This is a genomic window from Thermus parvatiensis, from assembly GCF_001535545.1.
GTDB lineage: Bacteria > Deinococcota > Deinococci > Deinococcales > Thermaceae > Thermus > Thermus parvatiensis.
Genome location: NZ_CP014141.1, coordinates 23,911 through 42,576 on the forward strand (window position 1 = coordinate 23,911; position 18,666 = coordinate 42,576).

General features: G+C 67.7%; 19 protein-coding genes, 4 tRNA genes and 3 pseudogenes. 12 read left to right on the forward strand and 14 right to left on the reverse strand.

The features are described 5' to 3' along the window. Positions 1 to 38 precede the first annotated feature (38 nt). From nusG to AV541_RS00195, 8 genes are all read right to left on the reverse strand, one after another. Entirely contained in the window at positions 39 to 593 is a 555-nt protein-coding gene (gene nusG / locus AV541_RS00160; protein ID WP_008630512.1) for a transcription termination/antitermination protein NusG, read from the reverse strand. Further along, positions 590 to 772, reverse strand: a complete 183-nt coding sequence (gene secE / locus AV541_RS00165) for a preprotein translocase subunit SecE (RefSeq protein WP_008630510.1) — start codon at positions 770 to 772, stop codon at positions 590 to 592. Before secE ends, nusG begins: the two co-directional genes overlap by 4 nt. Continuing rightward, positions 772 to 936 (reverse strand): 50S ribosomal protein L33, encoded by a 165-nt coding sequence (gene rpmG, locus AV541_RS00170; protein ID WP_008630505.1) that lies wholly within the window; start codon positions 934 to 936, stop codon positions 772 to 774. Before rpmG ends, secE begins: the two co-directional genes overlap by 1 nt. A gap of 43 nt (positions 937 to 979) precedes the next feature. Continuing rightward, a complete protein-coding gene (tuf, locus tag AV541_RS00175; RefSeq protein WP_060383976.1) occupies positions 980 to 2,200 on the reverse strand; it encodes an elongation factor Tu in 1,221 nt (406 codons plus the stop codon). A 56-nt stretch (positions 2,201 to 2,256) separates the two neighbouring features. Further along, positions 2,257 to 2,332: transfer RNA gene (locus AV541_RS00180), tRNA-Thr, on the reverse strand. Positions 2,333 to 2,335: 3 nt separating this feature from the next. Continuing rightward, a tRNA-Gly gene (locus AV541_RS00185) sits at positions 2,336 to 2,411 on the reverse strand. Between the two features lie 26 nt (positions 2,412 to 2,437). Next, positions 2,438 to 2,523 (reverse strand) — tRNA-Tyr (locus AV541_RS00190). A gap of 12 nt (positions 2,524 to 2,535) precedes the next feature. Then, positions 2,536 to 2,611, reverse strand: a tRNA-Thr gene (locus AV541_RS00195). A 70-nt stretch (positions 2,612 to 2,681) separates the two neighbouring features. Here AV541_RS00195 and AV541_RS00200 point away from each other — a divergent pair. Further along, positions 2,682 to 3,977 carry an MBL fold metallo-hydrolase gene (locus AV541_RS00200; protein ID WP_060383977.1) on the forward strand — a complete coding sequence of 432 codons (1,296 nt, stop codon included), beginning with the start codon at positions 2,682 to 2,684 and terminating at the stop codon, positions 3,975 to 3,977. A 1-nt stretch (position 3,978) separates the two neighbouring features. Here the strand turns inward: AV541_RS00200 and AV541_RS00205 are convergent, their stop codons facing one another. Both AV541_RS00205 and AV541_RS00210 read right to left on the reverse strand, forming a co-directional pair. Continuing rightward, on the reverse strand, positions 3,979 to 4,236 hold the full coding sequence (locus tag AV541_RS00205) for a hypothetical protein (RefSeq protein ID WP_011174095.1): 258 nt from the start codon (positions 4,234 to 4,236) through the stop codon (positions 3,979 to 3,981). Next, entirely contained in the window at positions 4,233 to 4,517 is a 285-nt protein-coding gene (locus tag AV541_RS00210; RefSeq protein ID WP_011174094.1) for a septum formation initiator family protein, read from the reverse strand. The genes AV541_RS00205 and AV541_RS00210 overlap by 4 nt, the downstream gene beginning before the upstream one ends. A 111-nt stretch (positions 4,518 to 4,628) precedes the next feature. Here AV541_RS00210 and AV541_RS00215 point away from each other — a divergent pair, with 111 nt between their 5' ends. Continuing rightward, positions 4,629 to 5,072, forward strand: coding sequence for a Fur family transcriptional regulator (locus AV541_RS00215; protein ID WP_014628910.1), 444 nt, complete (start codon positions 4,629 to 4,631; stop codon positions 5,070 to 5,072). A gap of 84 nt (positions 5,073 to 5,156) precedes the next feature. Here AV541_RS00215 and AV541_RS00220 read toward each other — a convergent pair whose 3' ends face one another. Continuing rightward, a complete protein-coding gene (locus tag AV541_RS00220) occupies positions 5,157 to 6,542 on the reverse strand; it encodes a leucyl aminopeptidase (protein WP_209440255.1) in 1,386 nt (461 codons plus the stop codon). A gap of 40 nt (positions 6,543 to 6,582) precedes the next feature. On the opposite strand from AV541_RS00220, the gene AV541_RS00225 reads away from it, so the two are divergent. From AV541_RS00225 to AV541_RS00270, 10 genes and pseudogenes are all read left to right on the forward strand, one after another. Next, positions 6,583 to 7,464 carry a DUF1385 domain-containing protein gene (locus AV541_RS00225; RefSeq protein ID WP_209440256.1) on the forward strand — a complete coding sequence of 294 codons (882 nt, stop codon included), beginning with the start codon at positions 6,583 to 6,585 and terminating at the stop codon, positions 7,462 to 7,464. Beyond that, the gene (gene mnmA, locus AV541_RS00230; RefSeq protein ID WP_060383979.1) at positions 7,461 to 8,564 is read left to right on the forward strand and encodes a tRNA 2-thiouridine(34) synthase MnmA; all 1,104 of its coding nucleotides are present in this window, start codon (positions 7,461 to 7,463) and stop codon (positions 8,562 to 8,564) included. The genes AV541_RS00225 and mnmA overlap by 4 nt, the downstream gene beginning before the upstream one ends. 36 nt (positions 8,565 to 8,600) lie before the next feature. Beyond that, positions 8,601 to 9,566 (forward strand): PstS family phosphate ABC transporter substrate-binding protein, encoded by a 966-nt coding sequence (locus AV541_RS00235; protein WP_060383980.1) that lies wholly within the window; start codon positions 8,601 to 8,603, stop codon positions 9,564 to 9,566. 56 nt (positions 9,567 to 9,622) lie between these two features. Beyond that, on the forward strand, positions 9,623 to 10,525 hold the full coding sequence (gene pstC, locus AV541_RS00240; RefSeq protein WP_060383981.1) for a phosphate ABC transporter permease subunit PstC: 903 nt from the start codon (positions 9,623 to 9,625) through the stop codon (positions 10,523 to 10,525). Next, positions 10,518 to 11,723: a phosphate ABC transporter permease PstA gene (gene pstA / locus AV541_RS00245; protein ID WP_060383982.1), complete on the forward strand. Its 1,206-nt coding sequence runs from the start codon at positions 10,518 to 10,520 to the stop codon at positions 11,721 to 11,723. The genes pstC and pstA overlap by 8 nt, the downstream gene beginning before the upstream one ends. Then, the gene (pstB, locus tag AV541_RS00250; protein WP_060383983.1) at positions 11,717 to 12,532 is read left to right on the forward strand and encodes a phosphate ABC transporter ATP-binding protein PstB; all 816 of its coding nucleotides are present in this window, start codon (positions 11,717 to 11,719) and stop codon (positions 12,530 to 12,532) included. The genes pstA and pstB overlap by 7 nt, the downstream gene beginning before the upstream one ends. Positions 12,533 to 12,541: 9 nt before the next feature. Next, positions 12,542 to 13,714, forward strand: a complete 1,173-nt coding sequence (locus AV541_RS00255) for an MFS transporter (RefSeq protein ID WP_060383984.1) — start codon at positions 12,542 to 12,544, stop codon at positions 13,712 to 13,714. Beyond that, a pseudogene (gene recF / locus AV541_RS00260) lies at positions 13,714 to 14,743 on the forward strand (DNA replication/repair protein RecF). Before AV541_RS00255 ends, recF begins: the two are co-directional and overlap by 1 nt. Beyond that, positions 14,728 to 15,486 (forward strand): DciA family protein, encoded by a 759-nt coding sequence (locus tag AV541_RS00265; RefSeq protein ID WP_060383985.1) that lies wholly within the window; start codon positions 14,728 to 14,730, stop codon positions 15,484 to 15,486. The pseudogene recF and the gene AV541_RS00265 overlap by 16 nt, the downstream one beginning before the upstream one ends. After that, positions 15,487 to 16,122: a C40 family peptidase gene (locus AV541_RS00270; RefSeq protein WP_008630431.1), complete on the forward strand. Its 636-nt coding sequence runs from the start codon at positions 15,487 to 15,489 to the stop codon at positions 16,120 to 16,122. Here AV541_RS00270 and AV541_RS00275 read toward each other — a convergent pair. The 3 genes and pseudogenes from AV541_RS00275 to AV541_RS00285 all read right to left on the reverse strand — a co-directional run bounded on the left by AV541_RS00275 (position 16,076) and on the right by AV541_RS00285 (position 18,612). Beyond that, positions 16,076 to 16,995: pseudogene (locus AV541_RS00275) on the reverse strand (nitroreductase family protein). The gene AV541_RS00270 and the pseudogene AV541_RS00275 sit on opposite strands and share 47 nt — an antisense overlap. Positions 16,996 to 17,005: 10 nt before the next feature. Then, on the reverse strand, positions 17,006 to 17,536 hold the full coding sequence (locus tag AV541_RS00280) for a DUF2939 domain-containing protein (protein WP_060383986.1): 531 nt from the start codon (positions 17,534 to 17,536) through the stop codon (positions 17,006 to 17,008). A gap of 7 nt (positions 17,537 to 17,543) precedes the next feature. Next, positions 17,544 to 18,612: pseudogene (locus AV541_RS00285) on the reverse strand (prepilin peptidase). Positions 18,613 to 18,666 lie beyond the last annotated feature (54 nt).

Sequence of the window (18,666 nt, forward strand, 5' to 3'; positions counted from 1 at the left end):
CCTCCTAGGCTCCCCCCAAGTTAGGGGTGCGAACGCCTCTAGGCCTTGACCACCTGGGAGAAGTCCAGCTCCACAGGGGTCTCGCGCCCGAAGATGGTGACCATGACCTTGACCTTGCCCCGCTCGGGGTTGATCTCGGTCACGGTGCCCGTGAAGTCGGCGAAAGGGCCGGAGACAACCCGGACCTGATCCCCCTCGCGGAAGGCCACCTGGGCCTTGGGGGCCTCCTTCTTCCCGAGAAGCCCGGAGACCTCGAGGATGTGCCGCACCTCGTCAGGGGAAAGGGGAACGGGACGCATCCCCGCCCCGACAAAGCCTGTGATGCCGGGCGTGCCGCGCACCACTTCCCAAGCCTCGTTGGGCTCCTCCTCGTCCCCCAGGTCCATCTGGATGAAGAGGTAGCCCGGGAAGAGCTTCTTCCGGACCACCTCCTTCTTGCCCCCCTCGCGGAGCTCCACCACCTCCTCGGTGGGGATCAGGACCTGAAAGATCTTGTCCTGAAGGCCGAAGGCCTTGATGCGCTTCTCCAGGTTGGCCTTGGCCTTCTCCTCCTGCCCCACCAGGGTGTGGACCGCGTACCACTCTATGCTCATCGCAGAAGCCCTATCAGGAAGCGGAAGACCGTGTCGTAAAGCCCGAGGATCACCATGAAAGCTAAGGTGAAGAGGAGGATGGCCTGCGTGCCCTCCACAACCTGCTCTCGCGTGGGCCAGGTGACCCGGGCGAGCTCGGCCCGCGCTTCCTGGAAGTAACGGATCAGCCGGGCGAACATCAGATCTTCACTTCCCGGTGCACGGTGTGCTTCCTACACCACGGGCAGTACTTGCGCAGCTCAAGCTTGTTGGGGGTGTTGCGCTTGTTCTTCTCCGTGGCGTAGTTGCGGCGCTTGCACTCCGTGCACTCCAAGAGGAGTTTTATCCGGACCTCGCTGGCCATCTCGGCACCTCGGGAGGGGGAGGCTAGCCTCCCCCCTCTTGGCTTACTCCAGGATCTTGGTGACGACGCCGGCGCCCACGGTCCGCCCACCCTCACGGATGGCAAACCGCAAACCCTCCTCCAGCGCCACCGGCTTGATCAGCTCCACCGTAAACGTCACGTTGTCCCCAGGCATCACCATCTCCACGCCCGGAGGCAACTGCACCACCCCCGTCACGTCCGTCGTCCGAAAGTAAAACTGCGGACGGTACCCCGAAAAAAACCCCGTGTGCCGTCCACCCTCCTCCTTCTTCAGCACATACACCGAGGCCTCAAACTTCGTGTGCGGCGTAATGCTCCCAGGCTTCGCCAGCACCTGCCCCCGCTCCACCTCCTCCCGGCTCACACCCCGCAGGAGCACCCCCACATTGTCCCCAGCAATCCCCTCCTGCAAGGTCTTCCGGTGCATCTCCACACCCGTCACCACCGTCTTCCGCGTCTCCGGAGCAAGGCCCACAATCTCCACCTCGTCCCCAACCTTCACCTTGCCCCGCTCAATCCGACCCGTGGCCACCGTCCCACGACCCGTGATCGTAAACACGTCCTCCACCGGCATCAAGAACGGCTTGTCCACGTCCCGCACCGGCGTGGGAATGTACTCGTCAATCGCGTCCAACAACTCCCAAATCTTGTCCACCCACTCGTTCTCCCCACGCCTCGTCTTCGGGTTCTTGTGCATCTGCTCAAGCGCAAGCAACGCACTCCCCCGAATCACCGGAACCTCGTCCCCAGGAAACTCGTACTGGTTCAAAAGGTCCCGCACCTCCATCTCCACCAGGTCCAGGAGTTCCGGATCATCCACCATGTCCACCTTGTTCATGAACACCACAATGTACGGAACCCCCACCTGCCGCGCCAACAAAATGTGCTCCCGCGTCTGCGGCATCGGCCCGTCCGCCGCCGATACCACCAAAATCGCCCCGTCCATCTGGGCCGCACCCGTAATCATGTTCTTGATGTAGTCCGCGTGCCCAGGACAGTCCACGTGCGAATAGTGCCGCTTCGCCGTCTCGTACTCCACGTGCGCCGTGTTGATCGTAATCCCCCGCGCACGCTCCTCCGGCGCCTTGTCAATCTCCCCGTAGTCCTTAACCTCTACATTCGGATTCTCCGCCGCCGCCACATACGTCAACGCCGCCGTCAGCGTCGTCTTCCCGTGGTCCACGTGCCCAATCGTCCCCACGTTCACGTGAGGCTTCGTCCGAATAAACTCGCCCTTCGCCATCTCCGTCCTCCTTACATGCCAAAGCCGCCCTGGGTGGCTCCAGGGCAGTCAAAAAATGGAGCTCGCGGCCGGGCTCGAACCGGCGACCTCACCCTTACCAAGGGTGTGCTCTACCTGCTGAGCTACGCGAGCTCGTGGAGCGGGAGACGGGACTCGAACCCGCGACCCTCGGCTTGGGAAGCCGATGCTCTACCAACTGAGCTACTCCCGCATGGGGTGTGCTGAGCGCACACCGCGTGGTGGGCAGGGCTGGATTCGAACCAGCGAAGGCATACGCCAACGGTTTTACAGACCGTCCCCTTTGGCCGCTCGGGCACCTGCCCACGCCCTTCTTTTGGAGCCACCCAGGGGAGTTGAACCCCCAACCCCCCGATTACAAGTCGGGTGCTCTGCCGGTTGAGCTAGGGTGGCAGGACGGGGGATGGGACCCTGTCCGAGGGTTTAGGCTAGCACACCCGCTCGAAAGTGTCAAGATAAGGGCATGCGCATCGTACCTTTTGGGGCGGCCCGGGAGGTGACGGGAAGCTGCCACCTCCTCCTCGCCGGGAGCAGGCGGGTCCTTCTGGACTGCGGGATGTTTCAAGGAAAGGAGGAGGCCAGGAACCACGCCCCCTTCGGCTTTGACCCTAAGGAGGTGGACGCCGTCCTCCTCACCCACGCCCACCTGGACCACGTGGGGCGGCTACCCAAGCTCTTCCGCGAAGGCTACCGGGGTCCCGTCTACGCCACCCGGGCCACGGCCCTCCTCATGGAGATCGTCCTGGAGGACGCCCTCAAGGTGATGGACGAGCCCTTTTTCAGCCCCGAGGATGTGGAGGAGGCCCTGGGGCACCTCAGGCCCCTGGAGTACGGGGAGTGGCTCCGGCTCGGGGCCCTAAGCCTCGCCTTCGGCCAGGCGGGGCACCTCCCGGGAAGCGCCTTCGTGGTGGCCCAGGGGGAGGGGAGGACCCTGGTCTACAGCGGGGACCTGGGCAACCGGGAAAAGGACGTCCTCCCCGACCCCTCCCCCCCTCCGCTCGCCGACCTGGTCCTCGCGGAGGGGACCTACGGGGACCGCCCCCACCGCCCTTACCGGGAGACGGTCCAGGAATTTCTGGAGATCCTGGGAAGAACCCTAAGCCAGGGCGGGAAGGTCCTCATCCCCACCTTCGCCGTGGAGCGGGCGCAGGAGATCCTCTACGTCCTCTACACGCACGGCCACCGCCTCCCCCGGGCGCCCATCTACCTGGACTCCCCCATGGCGGGACGGGTCCTCTCCCTTTACCCCAGGTTGGTCCGCTACTTCAGCGAGGAGGTCCAGGCCTACTTCCTCCAGGGGAAGAACCCCTTCCGCCCTGCGGGCCTCGAGGTGGTGGAGCACGCCGAGGCCTCCAAGGCCTTAAACCGCGAGCCCGGCCCCATGGTGGTCCTTGCAGGAAGCGGGATGCTCACAGGAGGGCGGATCCTCCACCACCTCAAGCACGGCCTCTCCGATCCCCGAAACGCCCTCGTCTTCGTGGGCTACCAACCCCGGGGAGGGCTTGGGGCGGAGATCATCGCCCGCCCCCCCGCCGTGCGGATCCTGGGGGAAGAGGTGCCCTTGCGGGCGAGCGTCCACACCCTGGGCGGCTTCTCCGGCCACGCCGGGCAGGACGAGCTTCTGGACTGGCTTCAGGGCGAGCCCCGCGTGGTCCTGGTCCACGGGGAAGAGGAAAAGCTCCTCGCCCTAGGCAAGCTCCTCGCCCTCCGCGGGCAGGAGGTGAGCCTGGCGCGCTTCGGGGAGGGCGTGCCGGTGTAGGTCATGCCTGGAGCCCCTCGGGCTCCGGGTCCGACCAGGCCAGCTCCACCAGCTGGACGAGCTCCCCCACGGGGACCCCGTAGTCCCGGGCGAGCCGCGTGATCTCCCGCCCGAGGCGGCGGAGGTGGGCCAGGTGGGCCGGGTCCAGGTCCTCGGCCACGTCCATGAGCCAGCCCAAGAGGAACTGGGCCTCCTCGTCGGTGAGGCCCTCGGTGAGCCCCTCGTCTTCCCAGAAAAGCTCCCTAGGATCGCGCATCATGGCCAGCGACGAACCTCCTCGTCCTTCCGCACCCAGCCCATCCGGCGGAGGAGGGCCTCGAGGTAGGCGGGGTCGCGGGCGGCCCGCACCTCCTCCTTAAGCCGCTCCACCTCGGCCCGGGCCCGCGCCACCTCCTCCTTAAGCGCAGCCCGCTCCCGGGCCAGCTCCCAGGCCCTGAGCCCCTCCTGGGCGAGGAGGTAGAACCCGTGCACCAGGCCGAGGAGGAAAAGGAGGCGGAGGAAGCGGTAGACGGGGCGGTCCAAGGCGCGGCCATTATACACCCGGGGGCCCTGCAGGAAAGGGCCTCGCCCTCCTCTACCACCTCCAGATCCGAAAAGCGTTGCGTTTGCACACTCGGGGTGTATACTGAAACTGGTAGGAAAGGAGGAAGGATGCCGAGGACCAAGGAGAAGGAAAGCTACCGCGCGCGGCTAAAGGCGGTGGGCCTGCGCCACACCCTTCCCCGGGAGAGGATCCTGAGCTTCCTGGACCGCAAAAACGTGCACCCCACCCCGGAGGAGCTCTACCAGGGCCTGAAGAAGCGGGGCTACGACATCGGCCTCTCCACCGTTTACCTGAACCTGCACGTCCTCAGGGAGCACGGGCTCATCTACGAGTTCAAGGACCCCAAGGGCTACACCCGGTACGACGGCTACAACGAGCCCCACGTGCACTTGGTCTGCCTCTCCTGCGGCAAGGTGGAGGACCTGCTCCTTAAGAACCTTCCCGAGCTGGAGGTGAGCCCCGCCATGCAGGCGGCCGCCGAGCGCACGGGCTGGGCCCTCGAGGGCTTCCGCCTGGAGTTCCGGGGGAAGTGCCCGAACTGCCAGAGGTAGCCGCCTAAGCCTGGGGCCCGGGGGGTTCCCCGGGCCCGCGCCTTCTTTCCTTCCCCGCGGGACCTAAGCCCGCACGGGGCGGCTCTACAAGGCCTCCGCCACCTTCAGGATGGTGCGCACGCCGAAGCCCGTTCCCCCCTCAGGGCCCAGGGCGTGGGCCTTCCTGGCGAAGGCGGGCCCGGCGATGTCCAGGTGGACGAGGGGCACCTGCACGAACTCCGCCAAGAAGAGGGCGGCGGCGATGGCCCCGCCGTAGCGGTCCCCCACGTTCTTGAGGTCGGCCACGGGGCTTTTCAGCTTCTCCCGGTAGGCCTTCTCCAAGGGCATGGGCCAGACCTTCTCCCCGGCCTTTTCCGCCGCCTCCCGCACCCTCTCCCCCCAGGAGGGCTCGGTGGCGAAGAGGGCCGCCACCTCCTCCCCCAGGGCCACCACCGCGGCCCCCGTGAGGGTGGAAAGCTCCAGGATCCGCTCCGCCCCCTCCCTTTCGGCGTAGGCCAGGGCGTCGGCCAGGGTGAGGCGGCCTTCGGCGTCGGTGTTCATCACCTCCACGGTCTTGCCGGAGAGGGTCTTGAGCACGTCCCCCACCCGGTAGGCCCGCCCGGAGACCAGGTTCTCGCAGGCGGCGATGTAGCCCCTCAGCTCCACGGGAAGGCCCAAAAGGGCCGCGGCCTTGAAGGCCCCGAGCACGGCCGCCGCCCCCGCCATGTCGCCCTTCATGGTGGCCATGCTCTCCGTGGGCTTCAGGGAGTAGCCGCCCGAGTCAAAGGTGAGGCCCTTCCCCACCAGGTCCAGCCGGGCCTTGGCCCCCTCGGGGGCATAGCGGAGGCAGATGAACCGGGGCGGGTTCTCCGAGCCCTGGGCCACGGCGAGGAAGGCCCCCATGCCGAGCTCGGCGATGGCCTTCTCGTCCAGGACCTCCACCTCCACCCCTAGGGCCCTAAGCTCCAAGGCCCGCTCCGCCAGGGCCTCCGGGGTGAGGAGGTTGGGGGGCTCGTTCACCAGGTCCCGGGCCAGGTAGACCCCTTCCGCCACCTTCCTCGCCCGCTCCAAAAGGGCCTCGGAAACGCCCGGAAGGAGGAGGGTGAGGGCCTTTTCCTCCCTTTTCGTCTTAAGCCGGTCAAAGCGGTAGGCCCCGAGGAGAAGGCCCTCGGCCAGGGCGTCGGCGTCCTCCAAAGGCTCCACCAGGGCCTCGGGAAAGGCGAGCCTCTGGAGGGCCTGGGCGAGCCTCCCCCCGCTTTCCCGGTCGTCCTCGCCCCGCCCGAAGAGGAGGACGGGGCCCTCCTCCGTGTAGAGGAGAAGGCTCTCCCCCGCCTTAAGCCCCGCCTCCTTCAGGGCCTGGCGGAGCCGCCCCTTGAGGCGGGCGTCCAGGGCCTCCCCCTGGGGGAGGAGGACGCCTTCCTTGGCCCAGACCACCTTGAGGGGGGCCTGGCCCTCGGCCAGGCCCGTGGAAACGGCGCGCAGGGTGACCACGTCCAAGGTTTTACCACGGGGGCGTGGCAGAATGGGAGGGATGCGGTGGCTTCTTCTAGCGAAGCAACTGGCCCTCGGGGGGGCGGCGGCCCTCGAGGGGGTGATGATGAAGGCCCCCTGGGCCTGGGCCCTGGCGGTGCGCCTGCCGGACGGAAGGATCCACGTGGAACGCCACGAGGAAAGGGCCCTCACCGAGCGCTACCCCTGGACGAGGCTTCCCCTCCTCCGGGGGGTGGTGGCCCTCTTTGACGCCCTTTCCGTGAGCTACCGAGCCCTGGCGCGGAGCGCCGAGCTCGCCGGGGGCGAGGAGGTTCCCCGGGGGGCGCTTTGGGGGACGGTGGCGGTGAGCCTCCTTGTCGGGATCGCCCTTTTCATCGTCTTCCCCGGCTTCCTCGCCGGACTTTTCGTGGACGCCGCCCGCCACCCCGCGCTCTACAACCTCCTCGCGGGCCTCCTCAAGGTGGGGATTTTGGTGGGCTACCTCCTCTTCATCCGGCGCATGCCGGAGATCCGCCGCTTCTTCATGTACCACGGGGCGGAGCACAAGGCCATCCACGCCTACGAGAAGGGGCTTCCCCTCACCGTGGAGAACGTCCTGGCCCAGCCCCGCTTCCACCCCCGGTGCGGCACCACCTTCATCGCCTTCGTCATCGTGGTCTCGGTCCTGGTCTACAGCCTCATCCCCGCCCCCGAGGTGCTCTGGTGGCGGCTCCTCGCCCGGGTCCTCTTCCTGCCCCTGGTGGCGGCTTTGGCCTATGAGCTCCTCTACTTCTCCGCCCGGCACCAGGACCCCTTCTCCCGCCTCTTCCGGGAGCTCGGCTTCCGCTTCCAGGCCCTCACCGTGGCCGAGCCCACCCCGGAGATGGTGGAGGTGGCCATCAGGAGCACCGAGGCAGCCCTAGGGGAGAGGGTGGTGGCATGAAGCGGGTTCTCGTGGCCATGTCCGGGGGGGTGGACTCCTCCGTGGCCGCCCTCCTCCTCAAGGAGGCGGGCTACGAGGTGGTGGGGGCCATGATGCGCTTCTGGCCCGACCTTCCGCCCCCAAGCCTAGAGGCGGGGAAGCCCCGGGCCTGGGAGAGCTGCTGCACCCCGGACGCCGCCTACGAGGCGAGGCGGGTGGCGGACCGCCTGGGCATCCCCTTCTACCTCCTGGACTACCGGGAGGTCTTTGAGGAGGAGATCATCTCCCCCTTCCTCCAGGACTACGCCCAGGGGCGCACCCCGAACCCCTGCGCCCGGTGCAACACCTTCGTCAAGTTCGGGGCCCTCCTCAAGCAGGCGAGAAGGCTCGGCCTGGACTACGTGGCCACGGGCCACTACGTGCGGAAGGAGGGCCTTGCCCTCCTTAGGGGCCTAGACCCCAACAAGGACCAGACCTACTTCCTCTGGGGCACCCCCAAGGAGGCCCTTCCCCACCTCCTCTTCCCCGTGGGGGGGCTCACCAAGCCCGAGGTGCGGGCCCTCGCCGAGAAGGCGGGCCTCCCTACGGCGAGGAGGCCCGAAAGCCAGAACCTCTGCTTCGTGGCCGGCGACCTCAAAGGCTTCCTCAAGGAGCGCCTGAAGCCCAGGCCTGGCCCTCTCGTGGACGCCCTCACGGGGGAGGTGGTGGGGGAGCACGAGGGGGCAAGCCTCTACACCCTGGGCCAGAGGAAGGGCCTCGGGCTTTACAAGACCCACCTGGAGCGGTACGTGGTGGGGGTGGACCCCGAGAGGAACGTGGTCTACGTGGGCCCCAAGGAGGCCTGCTACTTTGAGGGCCTGGAAGGGGAAGGCCTCAACCTCCTCGCCGAGCTTCCCGAGGAGGTGGAGGTCCAGGTGCGCTACCGCACGCCCCCCGTGCGGGCCAAGGTGGAGTCCCTAAGCCCCTTGCGCCTCCGCTTTGCCCACCCCGTCTTCGCCGTGACCCCAGGGCAGAGCGCCGTCTTCTACCGGGGGGAGAGGCTCCTTGGGGGGGCGGTGATCCGAAGGGGGCTTTACAACCTGACGGGCCTCGAGGATCCCCGCGCCTTGACCTTCTCCTGACAAAACCCGGTCAGAGTGTAGGTGGGAGGTTGAACGATGCGAAAGGCACTCGGTCTTGCGATCCTGGCCCTAGCGGGCACGGCCTTGGCCCAGATCCGGGCGGACGGCTCCTCCACCGTCTACCCCATTACCCAGGCGGTGGCGGAGGAGTTCACCGCCCGCAACCCCAACATCCGCGTGGTGGTGGCCTTCTCCGGAACGGGCGGTGGCTTCAAGAAGTTCTGCCGGGGAGAAACGGACATCCAAAACGCCAGCCGGCCCATCCGGCCGGAGGAGCTCGAGGTCTGCCAGAAGAACGGCATCCAGTTCATTGAGCTCCCCGTGGCCTACGACGCCCTCACCGTCATCGTCAACCCCAAGAACACCTGGGCCACCTGCCTGAAGACCCAGGAGCTCAAGGCCATCTGGGAACCCAACTCCAAAATCCAGCGCTGGAGCCAGATCCGCCCGGGCTGGCCCAACCAGCCCCTAAGGCTCTACGGGGCCGGGGCGGACTCCGGCACTTTTGACTACTTCACCGAGGCCATCGTGGGCAAGTCCAAGGCCATCCGCACCGACTACCAGCCCACGGAGGACGACAACGTCACCATCAAGGGAGTTGCCGGGGACACCTACGCCATGGGCTTCCTGGGTTACGCCTACTACGAGGAAAACAAGGACAAGGTAAAGGCCGTGGCCATTGCCCACGGCAAGGGGTGCGTCCTGCCCTCCCGGGAGACGGTCCTGGACGGCACCTACCAGCCCCTTTCCCGGCCCCTTTTCATCTACGTGAACGTAAAGAGCCTGGACCGGCCCGAGGTGCAGGCCTTCGTGGACTTCTACCTCTCCCCCGCCGCCCGCAGGGCCATCCGCTCCACCGGGTACGTGGAGCTCCCCAGCGAGGCCTACCGCATCGGCCAAGAGCTGGTGAAGCGGAGGAAGACAGGCACCTTCTTCATGGAGCTCCCTGCGGGCACGCCCCTCTCCAAGTTCATCCAGGAGCTGGATAAGGAGCTTCGCTAACCCTGGGCTCCAGGGGGTGGGGGGTACCCCCCACCCCCTTTTAGAATGGGGTAGGCATGGAGATCCTGAAGCAGCGGCCCTCCCGGCACCCTGTGGAACGCCTCACCCTCCTCGTCCTCCTTCTTCTCTCCTCCGTCACCCTCCTCACCACCCTGGGGGTGATCCTGAGCCTTCTTGGGGACGTGGTCCAGTTTTTCCGCCGGGTGCCCCTCGCCGAGTTCCTCTTCGCCCCCGAGTGGACCCCTCTTTTCGCCGAGCCCCGGTACGGCATCGCCCCTCTCCTCGCCGGCACCTTCCTGGTGACGGCCATCGCCCTCTTCGTGGCCGTACCGTTGGGCCTCGCCCTCGCCGTTTACGTTTCCGAGTACCTGCCTTCGGACAAGCGGGCCCGGGTGCTCGGGGTGCTGGAGCTCTTCGGAGGCATCCCCACGGTGGTCTTCGGCTACTTCGCCCTTCTTTTCGTCACCCCCCTCCTGCAAAAGGTCATCCCCGGCCTAAGCCTCTTTAACCCCCTTTCGGCGGGTCTAGTGATGGGCTTCGCCATCCTGCCCTACGTCTCCAACGTGGCCGCCGACGCCATGCAGTCCGTGCCCCGGAGCATCCGGGAAGCCGCCTACGCCCTGGGGGCAAGGCCCTACGAGGTGGCCCTCAAGGTGGTCCTCCCGGCGGCTCTTTCCGGCGTGATCGCCGCCATCATCCTCGCCGCAAGCCGCGCCATCGGGGAGACCATGATCGTGGCCATCGCCGCCGGGCAACGCCCTACCCTCACCCTGGACCCCCGAGAAACCATCGCCACCATGACGAGCTACATCGTCCAGGCGGCCACCGGGGACCAGCCCGTGGGCTCCACTGCTTACTACGCCCTCTTCGCCGTGGGCTTCACCCTCTTCCTCCTCACCCTCGCCCTAAACGTCCTGGCCCAGTACATCGTGGAACGCTACCGGGAGCGGTATGAATAGAACCCCTACCCCAGAAGCCTTCGGTCAAGACCCCTGGAAGGCCCGCATTGACCGGGTCTTCGCCCGGGCCCTCGTCCTCCCCCTCCTCCTGGCCCTAGGGCTTCTCGCCCTCCTCCTCGGGGACACCCTCTACCGCAGCGTTTCCGTCCAGGTGGTGCGGGCCGACATGGGGCCCGGGCACACCTACCCCTTCGGCCTTTCGGCGGAGACCATCCTGCGGCAGGAGCTCCTGGCCCAGGGCTACACCGAGGAGGAGGCGGCCTTCATGCTCCAAGACCCCAAGGAGCGCAACGCCCTCTTCCTGCAAAACCGGGTGGAGCTCATGTGGAACACCCACGAGGGCCCCTTCCGCTACGTGGTCACCAACGTCTACGACGAGCGGGTGGCGGACTTTTCCTTGGCGGAAGGGCTTCGGCGCTGGAACGAGCTAAAGGCGAACCTTCAGGAAGGAGAGCGCCTGGTCTTAAACCCCTGGCTGGACCAGACCTTCCTCACCCGCCCCCCTTCCCGCTCGCCCCTCACGGCGGGGATCGGGGTGGCCATCTGGGGCACGGTCTGGGTTCTCTCCCTAGCCCTTTTCTTCGCCATCCCGGTGGGGATCGGGACCGCCATCCTTCTGGAGGAGTACTTGCGGGAGGGCCGGCTTTCCCGGATCCTCGAGGTCAACCTCCGAAACCTGGCCGGGGTCCCCTCCATCGTCTACGGGCTTTTGGGCCTGGCCCTCTTCGTGCGGGGGATGGGGCTTGGTCCCTCGGTCCTGGCCGCCGCCCTCACCCTGGGGCTTTTGGGCATCCCGGTCATCGTGGTCACCGCCCGGGAGGCCCTGAGGGCCGTCCCCGATTCCCTGCGTTTGGCGGCCTTCGCCCTGGGAGCCACCCAGAGGCAGGTGGTCTTCCGGGTCGTGGTGCCCGCCGCCTTGCCCGGGATGGTCACCGGGGTGATCCTCTCCGCCGCCCGGCTCATCGGGGAGGCAGCCCCCCTCCTCCTGGTGGGGGCGGCGGCCTACGTGCCCTTCGCCCCCACGGGCCCCCTTTCCCAGTACACGGTGATCCCGGTGCAGATCTACCTTTGGATCAGCCAGAACCAGCCCGAGTTCGCCCGGGTAGCGGCGGCGGGCATCCTGGTGATGCTTCTTCTCCTTTCCGCCCTCTACCTTATGGCCCTTTACCTCAGGAACCGCTTTAGGAGGGAATGGTGAGCCTGGAGCAGCTGAAAGAGCACCAGACCGTGCGCACCGACCCGGTGCCGGAAAGCCAGGCCTTGGTGGACGTGCGCCAGCTAAGCCTCTGGTACGGGACGAAACAGGCCCTTTACGACATCTCCGTGCGCTTTCCCAAAAACCAGGTCACGGCCATCATCGGCCCCTCGGGGTGCGGAAAGAGCACCCTCCTCCGCTCCCTCAACCGCATGAACGACCTGGTGCCCGGGGTGCGGGTGAAAGGGGAGGTCCTCTACGAAGGGGTGAACATCTACGATCCCCGGGTGGACCCGGTGGCGGTGCGGCGCCACATCGGCATGGTCTTCCAGAAGCCCAACCCCTTCCCCAAGACCATCTTTGAGAACGTGGCCTTCGGCCTACGGCTCATGGGGGTGAAGGGGAGCGAGCTGGAAGACCGGGTGGTGGAGGCCTTAAAGCGGGCCGCCCTATGGGAAGAGGTCAAGGACCGCTTCAAGAAGGAAAGCGGCCTGAGGCTTTCCGGCGGGCAGCAGCAAAGGCTTTGCATCGCCCGGGCCATCGCCGTGGAGCCGCCCCTCCTCCTCATGGACGAACCCACGAGCGCCTTGGACCCCATCGCCACCCAGGCCATTGAAGACCTGATCCTGGAGCTGAAGGAGCGCTACACGGTCGTCATCGTCACGCACAACATGCAACAGGCTGCCCGGGTCTCCGACCGCACCCTTTTCATGCACCTAGGGGTCCTGGTGGAGGAAGGCCCCACCGAGGTGATCTTCACCAAGCCCAAGCACCCTTACACCGAGGCCTATATCACCGGGCGCTTCGGCTAAAATCGGCCCATGTCGCCCCTTGCCCTCCTCTTCCTCACCCTCTTCAACAGCGTCCTGGGCCTCTCCATCCTCTTCCCCATCCTGGGGCCTTTGGGCAGGGCGCTGGGCCTCACCGAGGTCCAGGTGGGCCTCTTCTCCACGGGCTACGCCCTCATGCAGTTCCTCCTTTCCCCCTACTGGGGGAGGCGAAGCGAGAAGGGGCGGAAGCCCGTCCTCCTTCTGGGCATCCTGGGCTTCGCGGCGAGCTTTTTCCTCTTTGGCCTCTTCGCCCTCCTCGGGCAAAAGGGCCTTCTCCCGGGAGGCCTCCTTTTCCCCCTCCTCCTTTTGGCGAGGCTTTTGGGCGGGGCCTTCAGCGCCGCCACCCTGCCCACGGCCCAGGCCTACGTGGCCGACGTTACGGGGCGGGAGAACCGCACCGCGGGCATGGCCCTCTTGGGGGCGGCCTTTGGCCTGGCGGTGATCCTGGGGCCCGCCCTGGGGGCGGGGCTTGCCGCCCTCTTCGGCCTCCTCGCCCCCGTCTTCTTCTCGGCGGGGATCGCCCTCCTAAACGCCCTTTTCGTCTATCTGGTCCTCCCCGAGTCCAAACCCCGGGGGACCGAGGCCGGGGCGCGGCTTTCCCCCTTTGACCCCAGGGTCTTCCCCCTCCTCCTCCTCGGCCTCGCCCTCAATCTTTCCAGCGTGGCCCTGGAGCAGACCATCGCCTTCTACTTCCAGGACCGGCTTCTCCTCGGCGGGGTGGAAACGGCCCAGAAGGTGGGCCTGGCCCTGGTCCTCTATGGGGTCGTGGCCGTCTTCGTCCAGGGTGTCCTGGTCCGCAAGACCGGCTGGCCCCCGAGGGTCCTCCTCTCCTTAGGCCTTCCCCTGGGGATCCTGGGCTTCGTCCTCCTGGTCTACGCGAAGACCTTCTGGGCCCTGGCCCTGGGCCTCGCCCTCCAGGGGGCGGGGCAGGGGCTCGCCCTCCCCGGGGTCACGGCGGCCCTTTCCTTGGCCGTGGGCGAGGGGGAGCAGGGCCTGGTGGCGGGGCTCAACAGCTCCGCCCAGGCCCTGGGGAGGATGCTCGGGCCCATCGTGGGCACGGGGCTTTACCGCCTAGCCCCTGAGGGGCCCTATATCCTTGGGGCCTCCCTTCTCCTCCTTGTCCTCCTCTTCCTCCCCGCCCTCTTCCGCAGGGTAAAGCTCTAATGCGGTTGCTCCTCTTCCGGCAGCGGAACTTTCGCAACCTGGCCCTGGAAGCCTACCGCCCCCCGCCGGGCCTTTCCGCCCTGGTGGGGGCCAACGCCCAGGGGAAGACGAGCCTCCTCCTGGGGATCCACCTGGCCCTAGGGGGGAGGTCCCCCTGGGCCTTGCCGACCTCGTCCGCTTCGGGGAGGAGGAGGCCTGGCTCCACGCCGAGGTGGAAACGGAGCTTGGGGCCTACCGCCTGGAGCACCGCTTAGGCCCCGGGGGGCGGGAGGTCTTCCTGAACGGGAAGCGGGTGGGCCTTCGGGCCCTTTGGGAGCTTCCCGGCTCGGTCCTTGTCTCCCCTCTGGACCTCGAGGTGGTCCTCGGGGCCAAGGAGGAAAGGCGGGCCTACCTGGACCGGCTCATCGCCCGCTTCTCCCGCCGCTACGCCGCCCTCCTCTCCGCCTACGAGAAGGCGCTGCGCCAGCGGAACGCCCTCCTCAAGGCTGGAGGGGAGGGCCTTTCCGCCTGGGACCGGGAACTCGCCCGCTACGGGGACGAGATCGTGGCCCTGCGGCGCCGCTTCCTCCGGCGCTTCACCCCCATCCTGCGGGAGGTCCATGCCGCCCTCGCCCCCAAGGAGGCGGGGCTTCGCCTGGAGGAGACCGCAGGGGAAGGGGTGCTCCGGGCCCTCGAGGCCAGCCGGGCCGAGGAGCGGGAGCGGGGCCAGACCCTGGTGGGGCCCCACCGCGACGACCTGGTCTTCCTCCTGGAGGGACGCCCCGCCCACCGGTTTGCCAGCCGCGGGGAAGCCAAGACCCTGGCCCTGGCCCTGCGCCTCGCCGAGCACCGCCTTCTCGCCGAGCACCACGGCGAGCCCCCCCTCCTCCTTGTGGACGAGTGGGGGGAGGAGCTGGACGAGGCCCGCAGGCGGGCCATCCTCGTCTACGCCGAGGCCCTGCCCCAAGCCATCCTGGCGGGGCTGGAAGCCCCCCGGGGGTGCCGGTATGCTCGGTGGTACGAGGGGTGGTCCTGTGCCCTGGCGCCTGAAGGAGGTGATCCCCGAGGCCCTGAAGCGGGCCGGGGGCAAGGAGAGGCTCAGAAGGGGCCTCGTCCTCGCCGCCTGGCGGGAGGTGGCGGGAAAAGACCTCGCCCGCTTCACGGAGGCGGTGGCCCTGGAGGGGGGTGTCCTCGTGGTCCACGTGCCCGACCCCGTGGTGGGCCACCAGCTCACCTACACCCGCCTCGCCCTCCTCCGCCGCTACGAGGAGCGCTTCCCCGGGACGGTGCGGGAGATCCGGTTCCAGGTGGGCCCCATCGAGGCGGAAGGGGGAGAGGCCCCTTCGCCCTCGGACCCCGGCCGCCTGCGGGAGGCGGGCCGCAAGGCCCTGGCCCTGGCGGAAAAGGCCCCCCCGGAGCTCCGGGAGCGGGTAGCCCGGGCCGCCCTGGCCCTCTTCCAGAGGCAGCGGGGGGACCCCTGCCCCATCTGCCAAGCGTTGAGCGAGACCCATCCCTGCCCCACCTGCCGCCGCCACCTGGAAGACCCCGGGGTGCGGCGGGCGGCGGAGCGGCTTATGCGGGGCCAGGAGGCGGGCCTCGAGGGGGACGCCCTCCAAGCCGCCCGCCACTTAGCCCGGGAAAACCTCCTCGCCCAGATGCGGGACCTTTACCCCGAGGCCCTGCGGAGCGAGGAGTTCCGCCCCCTCCTCGCCGACCTGGCCCGCCGCTACCGCAGCCTCTTCCCCCAGGAGCCCCTGCCCGAAGGGGTGCGGAGCCTGCTTAAGGAGGGCTGAATGCGCCGCGCCTTTCTCCTCGCCTTCCTGAGCCTTGCTCTGGCCCAGGCCACCTACACCGTGGCCCCCGGGGACACACTCTTCTCCATCGCCCGCAGGCACGGCACCACCGTGGAAGCCCTCATGCGCTTAAACGGCCTTTCCTCTCCGGAGATCAAGGTGGGACAGGTCCTGAGGCTTCCCGAAGGGGGCGAGGCGCCTTCGCCCCCTCCCCCAGAGCCGGAAGCCCTGGATCCGGAAAGCCCCCTCCTACGGACCGTCCTCCGCTACCTGGGCGTGCCTTACAAGTACGGGGCGAACTCCGCTTTGGCCTTGGACTGCTCCGCCTTCGTGGCCCAGGTCTACGCCGAGCTGGGCGTGGCCCTCCCCCGGACCACCAAGGAGCAGTACCGCACCCTTCCCCCCGTTGAAGGGCCTTTGCGCCCTGGGGATCTGGTCTTCTTCAGCTTTGGGGGGAAGGAGGTGGACCACGTGGGGATCTACCTGGGCCGGGGGGTCTTCGCCCACGCCTCTAGCTACGGAAGCCGGGTGGTCATAGAGAGCCTCGAGGCCCCCTTCTACCGGAAGGTCTACCGGGGGGCGAGGCGGGTCATGGCCAGTCCGGAACCTCCCCCCGCGCCTTCCGCAACGCCATGAGGAGGGCTTCTCCCGGCCTTCCCTCCCCCCGGAAGGCCCGGGCCTCCTCTTCCAGCCAGACCTCCCCCTTGCGGAAGAGCACCCCCGGGCCTCCGCCAAGGCCTCCTCCAGCAAGGCCCCCAGGGAGTAGAAGGGGGCCCCTGGGGGCAGGTCCGGGTCAAACCCCTGCCGGGAAAGGACCTTCCCGTAAGGCTTCTCCCTGGCCTCCATCGTACCCCCCTCGGCGAAGTAGCGCCTCAGGACCCGGTTCCAGTCCCCCACCCGGCTGTAGGGGGCCATGGCCCGGTAGGCTTCCTCCAGGTCCTCCTCCGTATAGGGGCGGTAGCGGTCCTCGTGGACCACGAGCCTCCGGGGAAGCCTGGGCCTCGGGGGGCCCTCCTCGTCGGGTACGCCCACGGCCAGGCCCGCCACGGGGAGAACCCCGGGGGGAAGCTTTAGGAGGTCTAGGAGGGCCTCAATCCCGTTCAGCACCCCCCCGATGAAACAGACCCCGTAGCCCAGGGCCTCGGCGGTGAGGGCCAAATAGGCCCCGGCAAGCCCCGCGTCCAGGATGGCGAAGTGAAGGGCGGTCCTGGGCCAAGGGGCCATCTTCTGCCCCCGGTGCTCCAAAAGCCTTTCCAGGCGGTGGATATCTGCCAAAAGGACGAAGAACTCCGCCGCCTGCCTTATGTGTTCCTGATCCCCGGAAAGCCTTGCGATCTCGTCCCGGAGGGCCGGGTCCTTCACCCGGACCACGGAGTAGAGCTGGGCGCTGGCGTCGGTGGGAGCTCGCTGCAGGGCAAAAAGGAGCTTTTCCAGGTCCTCCTCGGGGATGGGAAGGGGCTTGAAGCGCCGTACGCTCCGCCTTTTGGCCAGGACTTCCAGAAGCTCCATGGCGGCTATGCTACTCCAGGGGAAACTCCAGCCGCACCACCTTCCAACCCCAAAGCCCCTGCCGCTCCAGGTAAAGCCGGCTTTCCGGATCGTCCTTGTGGTGGATGTAGGCGGTGCGGAAGCCTTGGTACTTTAGCCGCCAGTTCTTCACCTCCTCCTTGGGGGCCTCCCCGGGCCCAGCCCCGGTGCCCAAGGCGGCCAGGCCCTCCGGAGAAACGAGGACCTCCACCAAGGGGTCCACCAGTCCGGCGGCGAAGAGGTAGGCGAGGCCGGCGAAGGGGTTGGCCTGGACCTCCTTCCCCACCTCCTTGAGAAGCTGTGCGTGGATCTGGGCCTTGAGGCCCTCCCGCACCCGGGGGAAGTCCACCATCCTTTCCAGCCGGGCCCGGTCCCCCTCGAGGATGGCCCCCTGGAGGTCGCGGAGGAAGAGGTAGGGAGAGGCCAAGGTGTAAAGGCCAAGGCCCAAAGCCAAAAGTCCAAGCGCCACCAGGAATGCCCTTATGCCCCTCATGGTTTCCAGGATAGGAGAGGGCAAGCCCATCCCCTGTTCAAAAGCCCAAAAGGCGAAGGTAAGCTCCCCAGATGGTCTCCCCGAAGAAGAAGGCCACCACCCCCCCAAGGGCCAGGTAGGGGCCGAAGGGAAGCTTCCTTTGCCTAAGGAGAAGGCCCACAAGGGCTCCGGCGAAGACCCCGAGGAAGAGGGCGAGGAAGGCGTAAGGGCCAAGCCAGGCCCCGAGGGCCCCCAGAAGCTTCACGTCCCCGTAGCCCATGGCCACGGGCTCCTCCTCCTCGCCCTCCTCGGGAAGGGGCCGGAAGGCCCAGTAAAGCCCGCCGGCGAGGGCGAGCCCCCGGCAGCGAGGAGGCTTCCCTTAAGGCTTTCCAGGAAGTCCAGGCCTAGGGCGGGGGCAAGGAGGAAGGCGAGAGGCAAAAGGGGCAGGGTGAGCCGGTCGGGGAGGGCCACCGCCCGCCCCGTGCGGGCGGAGAGGGCCCAGGCGAGGAAGGCGAGGGCCATCCCCACCCCTGGGCCCAAGAGCGCCCCGAAGAGGGCCGCCATGTGGACCTGGTGGGGCCCCACGGGAACCTCGGCCCTCCCCTCCTTAAAGCGCCTCAGGAAAAAGTTCCCGTAACCCGCCACCAGGGCGAGCCCCCGGCGGCCATGAGGCTTCCGTCCAGGCTCTCCCTAAAGGGAAGGGGGAAGGCCAGCGCCCAGGAGGCCAAAAGCCCAAGGAAGAGGAGGCCGTAGGTGAGGGGATCGGGAAGCTCAAAGGTGTCCACGTCAATGAAGGCGAGGGCCACGAGAAAGGCGAGGAAGAGGAAGACCAAGAGGGCCTCCACCCCAGGGGGGTAGAAGAGGCTTGCGAGGAGAAAAAGCCCCCCCGTGAGGGCCTCCACCAGGGGGTAGCGGGGGGAGATGGGACGGGCGCAGTAGCGGCACCGCCCCTTTAGGGCGAGGTAGGAGAGGACGGGGACCAGGTCCCAAGGCCCCAGGCGGTGGCCGCACTGGGGGCAGCGGGACGGGGGGTAGACGACGGACTCCCCCCGGGGCAGGCGGTGGATGACCACGTTCAGAAAGGAGCCCACCGCGAGGCCGAGGAACAGGGCAAAAAGGGGCCACATAAAGGCATTTTAGGGGAAGGACGTTTCCCGGGGCCTTCCCAAGGAGGTATGATG

Excerpts from the sequence above, each read along its gene's own strand:
- nusG (WP_008630512.1), bottom strand. The coding sequence starts at position 593 with ATGAGCATAGAGTGGTACGCGGTCCACACCCTGGTGGGGCAGGAGGAG.
- secE (WP_008630510.1), bottom strand. The coding sequence starts at position 772 with ATGTTCGCCCGGCTGATCCGTTACTTCCAGGAAGCGCGGGCCGAGCTC.
- rpmG (WP_008630505.1), bottom strand. The coding sequence starts at position 936 with ATGGCCAGCGAGGTCCGGATAAAACTCCTCTTGGAGTGCACGGAGTGC.
- tuf (WP_060383976.1), bottom strand. The coding sequence starts at position 2,200 with ATGGCGAAGGGCGAGTTTATTCGGACGAAGCCTCACGTGAACGTGGGG.
- AV541_RS00200 (WP_060383977.1), top strand. The coding sequence starts at position 2,682 with ATGCGCATCGTACCTTTTGGGGCGGCCCGGGAGGTGACGGGAAGCTGC.
- AV541_RS00205 (WP_011174095.1), bottom strand. The coding sequence starts at position 4,236 with ATGATGCGCGATCCTAGGGAGCTTTTCTGGGAAGACGAGGGGCTCACC.
- AV541_RS00215 (WP_014628910.1), top strand. The coding sequence starts at position 4,629 with ATGCCGAGGACCAAGGAGAAGGAAAGCTACCGCGCGCGGCTAAAGGCG.
- AV541_RS00225 (WP_209440256.1), top strand. The coding sequence starts at position 6,583 with ATGCGGTGGCTTCTTCTAGCGAAGCAACTGGCCCTCGGGGGGGCGGCG.
- mnmA (WP_060383979.1), top strand. The coding sequence starts at position 7,461 with ATGAAGCGGGTTCTCGTGGCCATGTCCGGGGGGGTGGACTCCTCCGTG.
- AV541_RS00235 (WP_060383980.1), top strand. The coding sequence starts at position 8,601 with ATGCGAAAGGCACTCGGTCTTGCGATCCTGGCCCTAGCGGGCACGGCC.
- pstC (WP_060383981.1), top strand. The coding sequence starts at position 9,623 with ATGGAGATCCTGAAGCAGCGGCCCTCCCGGCACCCTGTGGAACGCCTC.
- pstA (WP_060383982.1), top strand. The coding sequence starts at position 10,518 with ATGAATAGAACCCCTACCCCAGAAGCCTTCGGTCAAGACCCCTGGAAG.
- pstB (WP_060383983.1), top strand. The coding sequence starts at position 11,717 with ATGGTGAGCCTGGAGCAGCTGAAAGAGCACCAGACCGTGCGCACCGAC.
- AV541_RS00255 (WP_060383984.1), top strand. The coding sequence starts at position 12,542 with ATGTCGCCCCTTGCCCTCCTCTTCCTCACCCTCTTCAACAGCGTCCTG.
- AV541_RS00270 (WP_008630431.1), top strand. The coding sequence starts at position 15,487 with ATGCGCCGCGCCTTTCTCCTCGCCTTCCTGAGCCTTGCTCTGGCCCAG.
- AV541_RS00280 (WP_060383986.1), bottom strand. The coding sequence starts at position 17,536 with ATGGGCTTGCCCTCTCCTATCCTGGAAACCATGAGGGGCATAAGGGCA.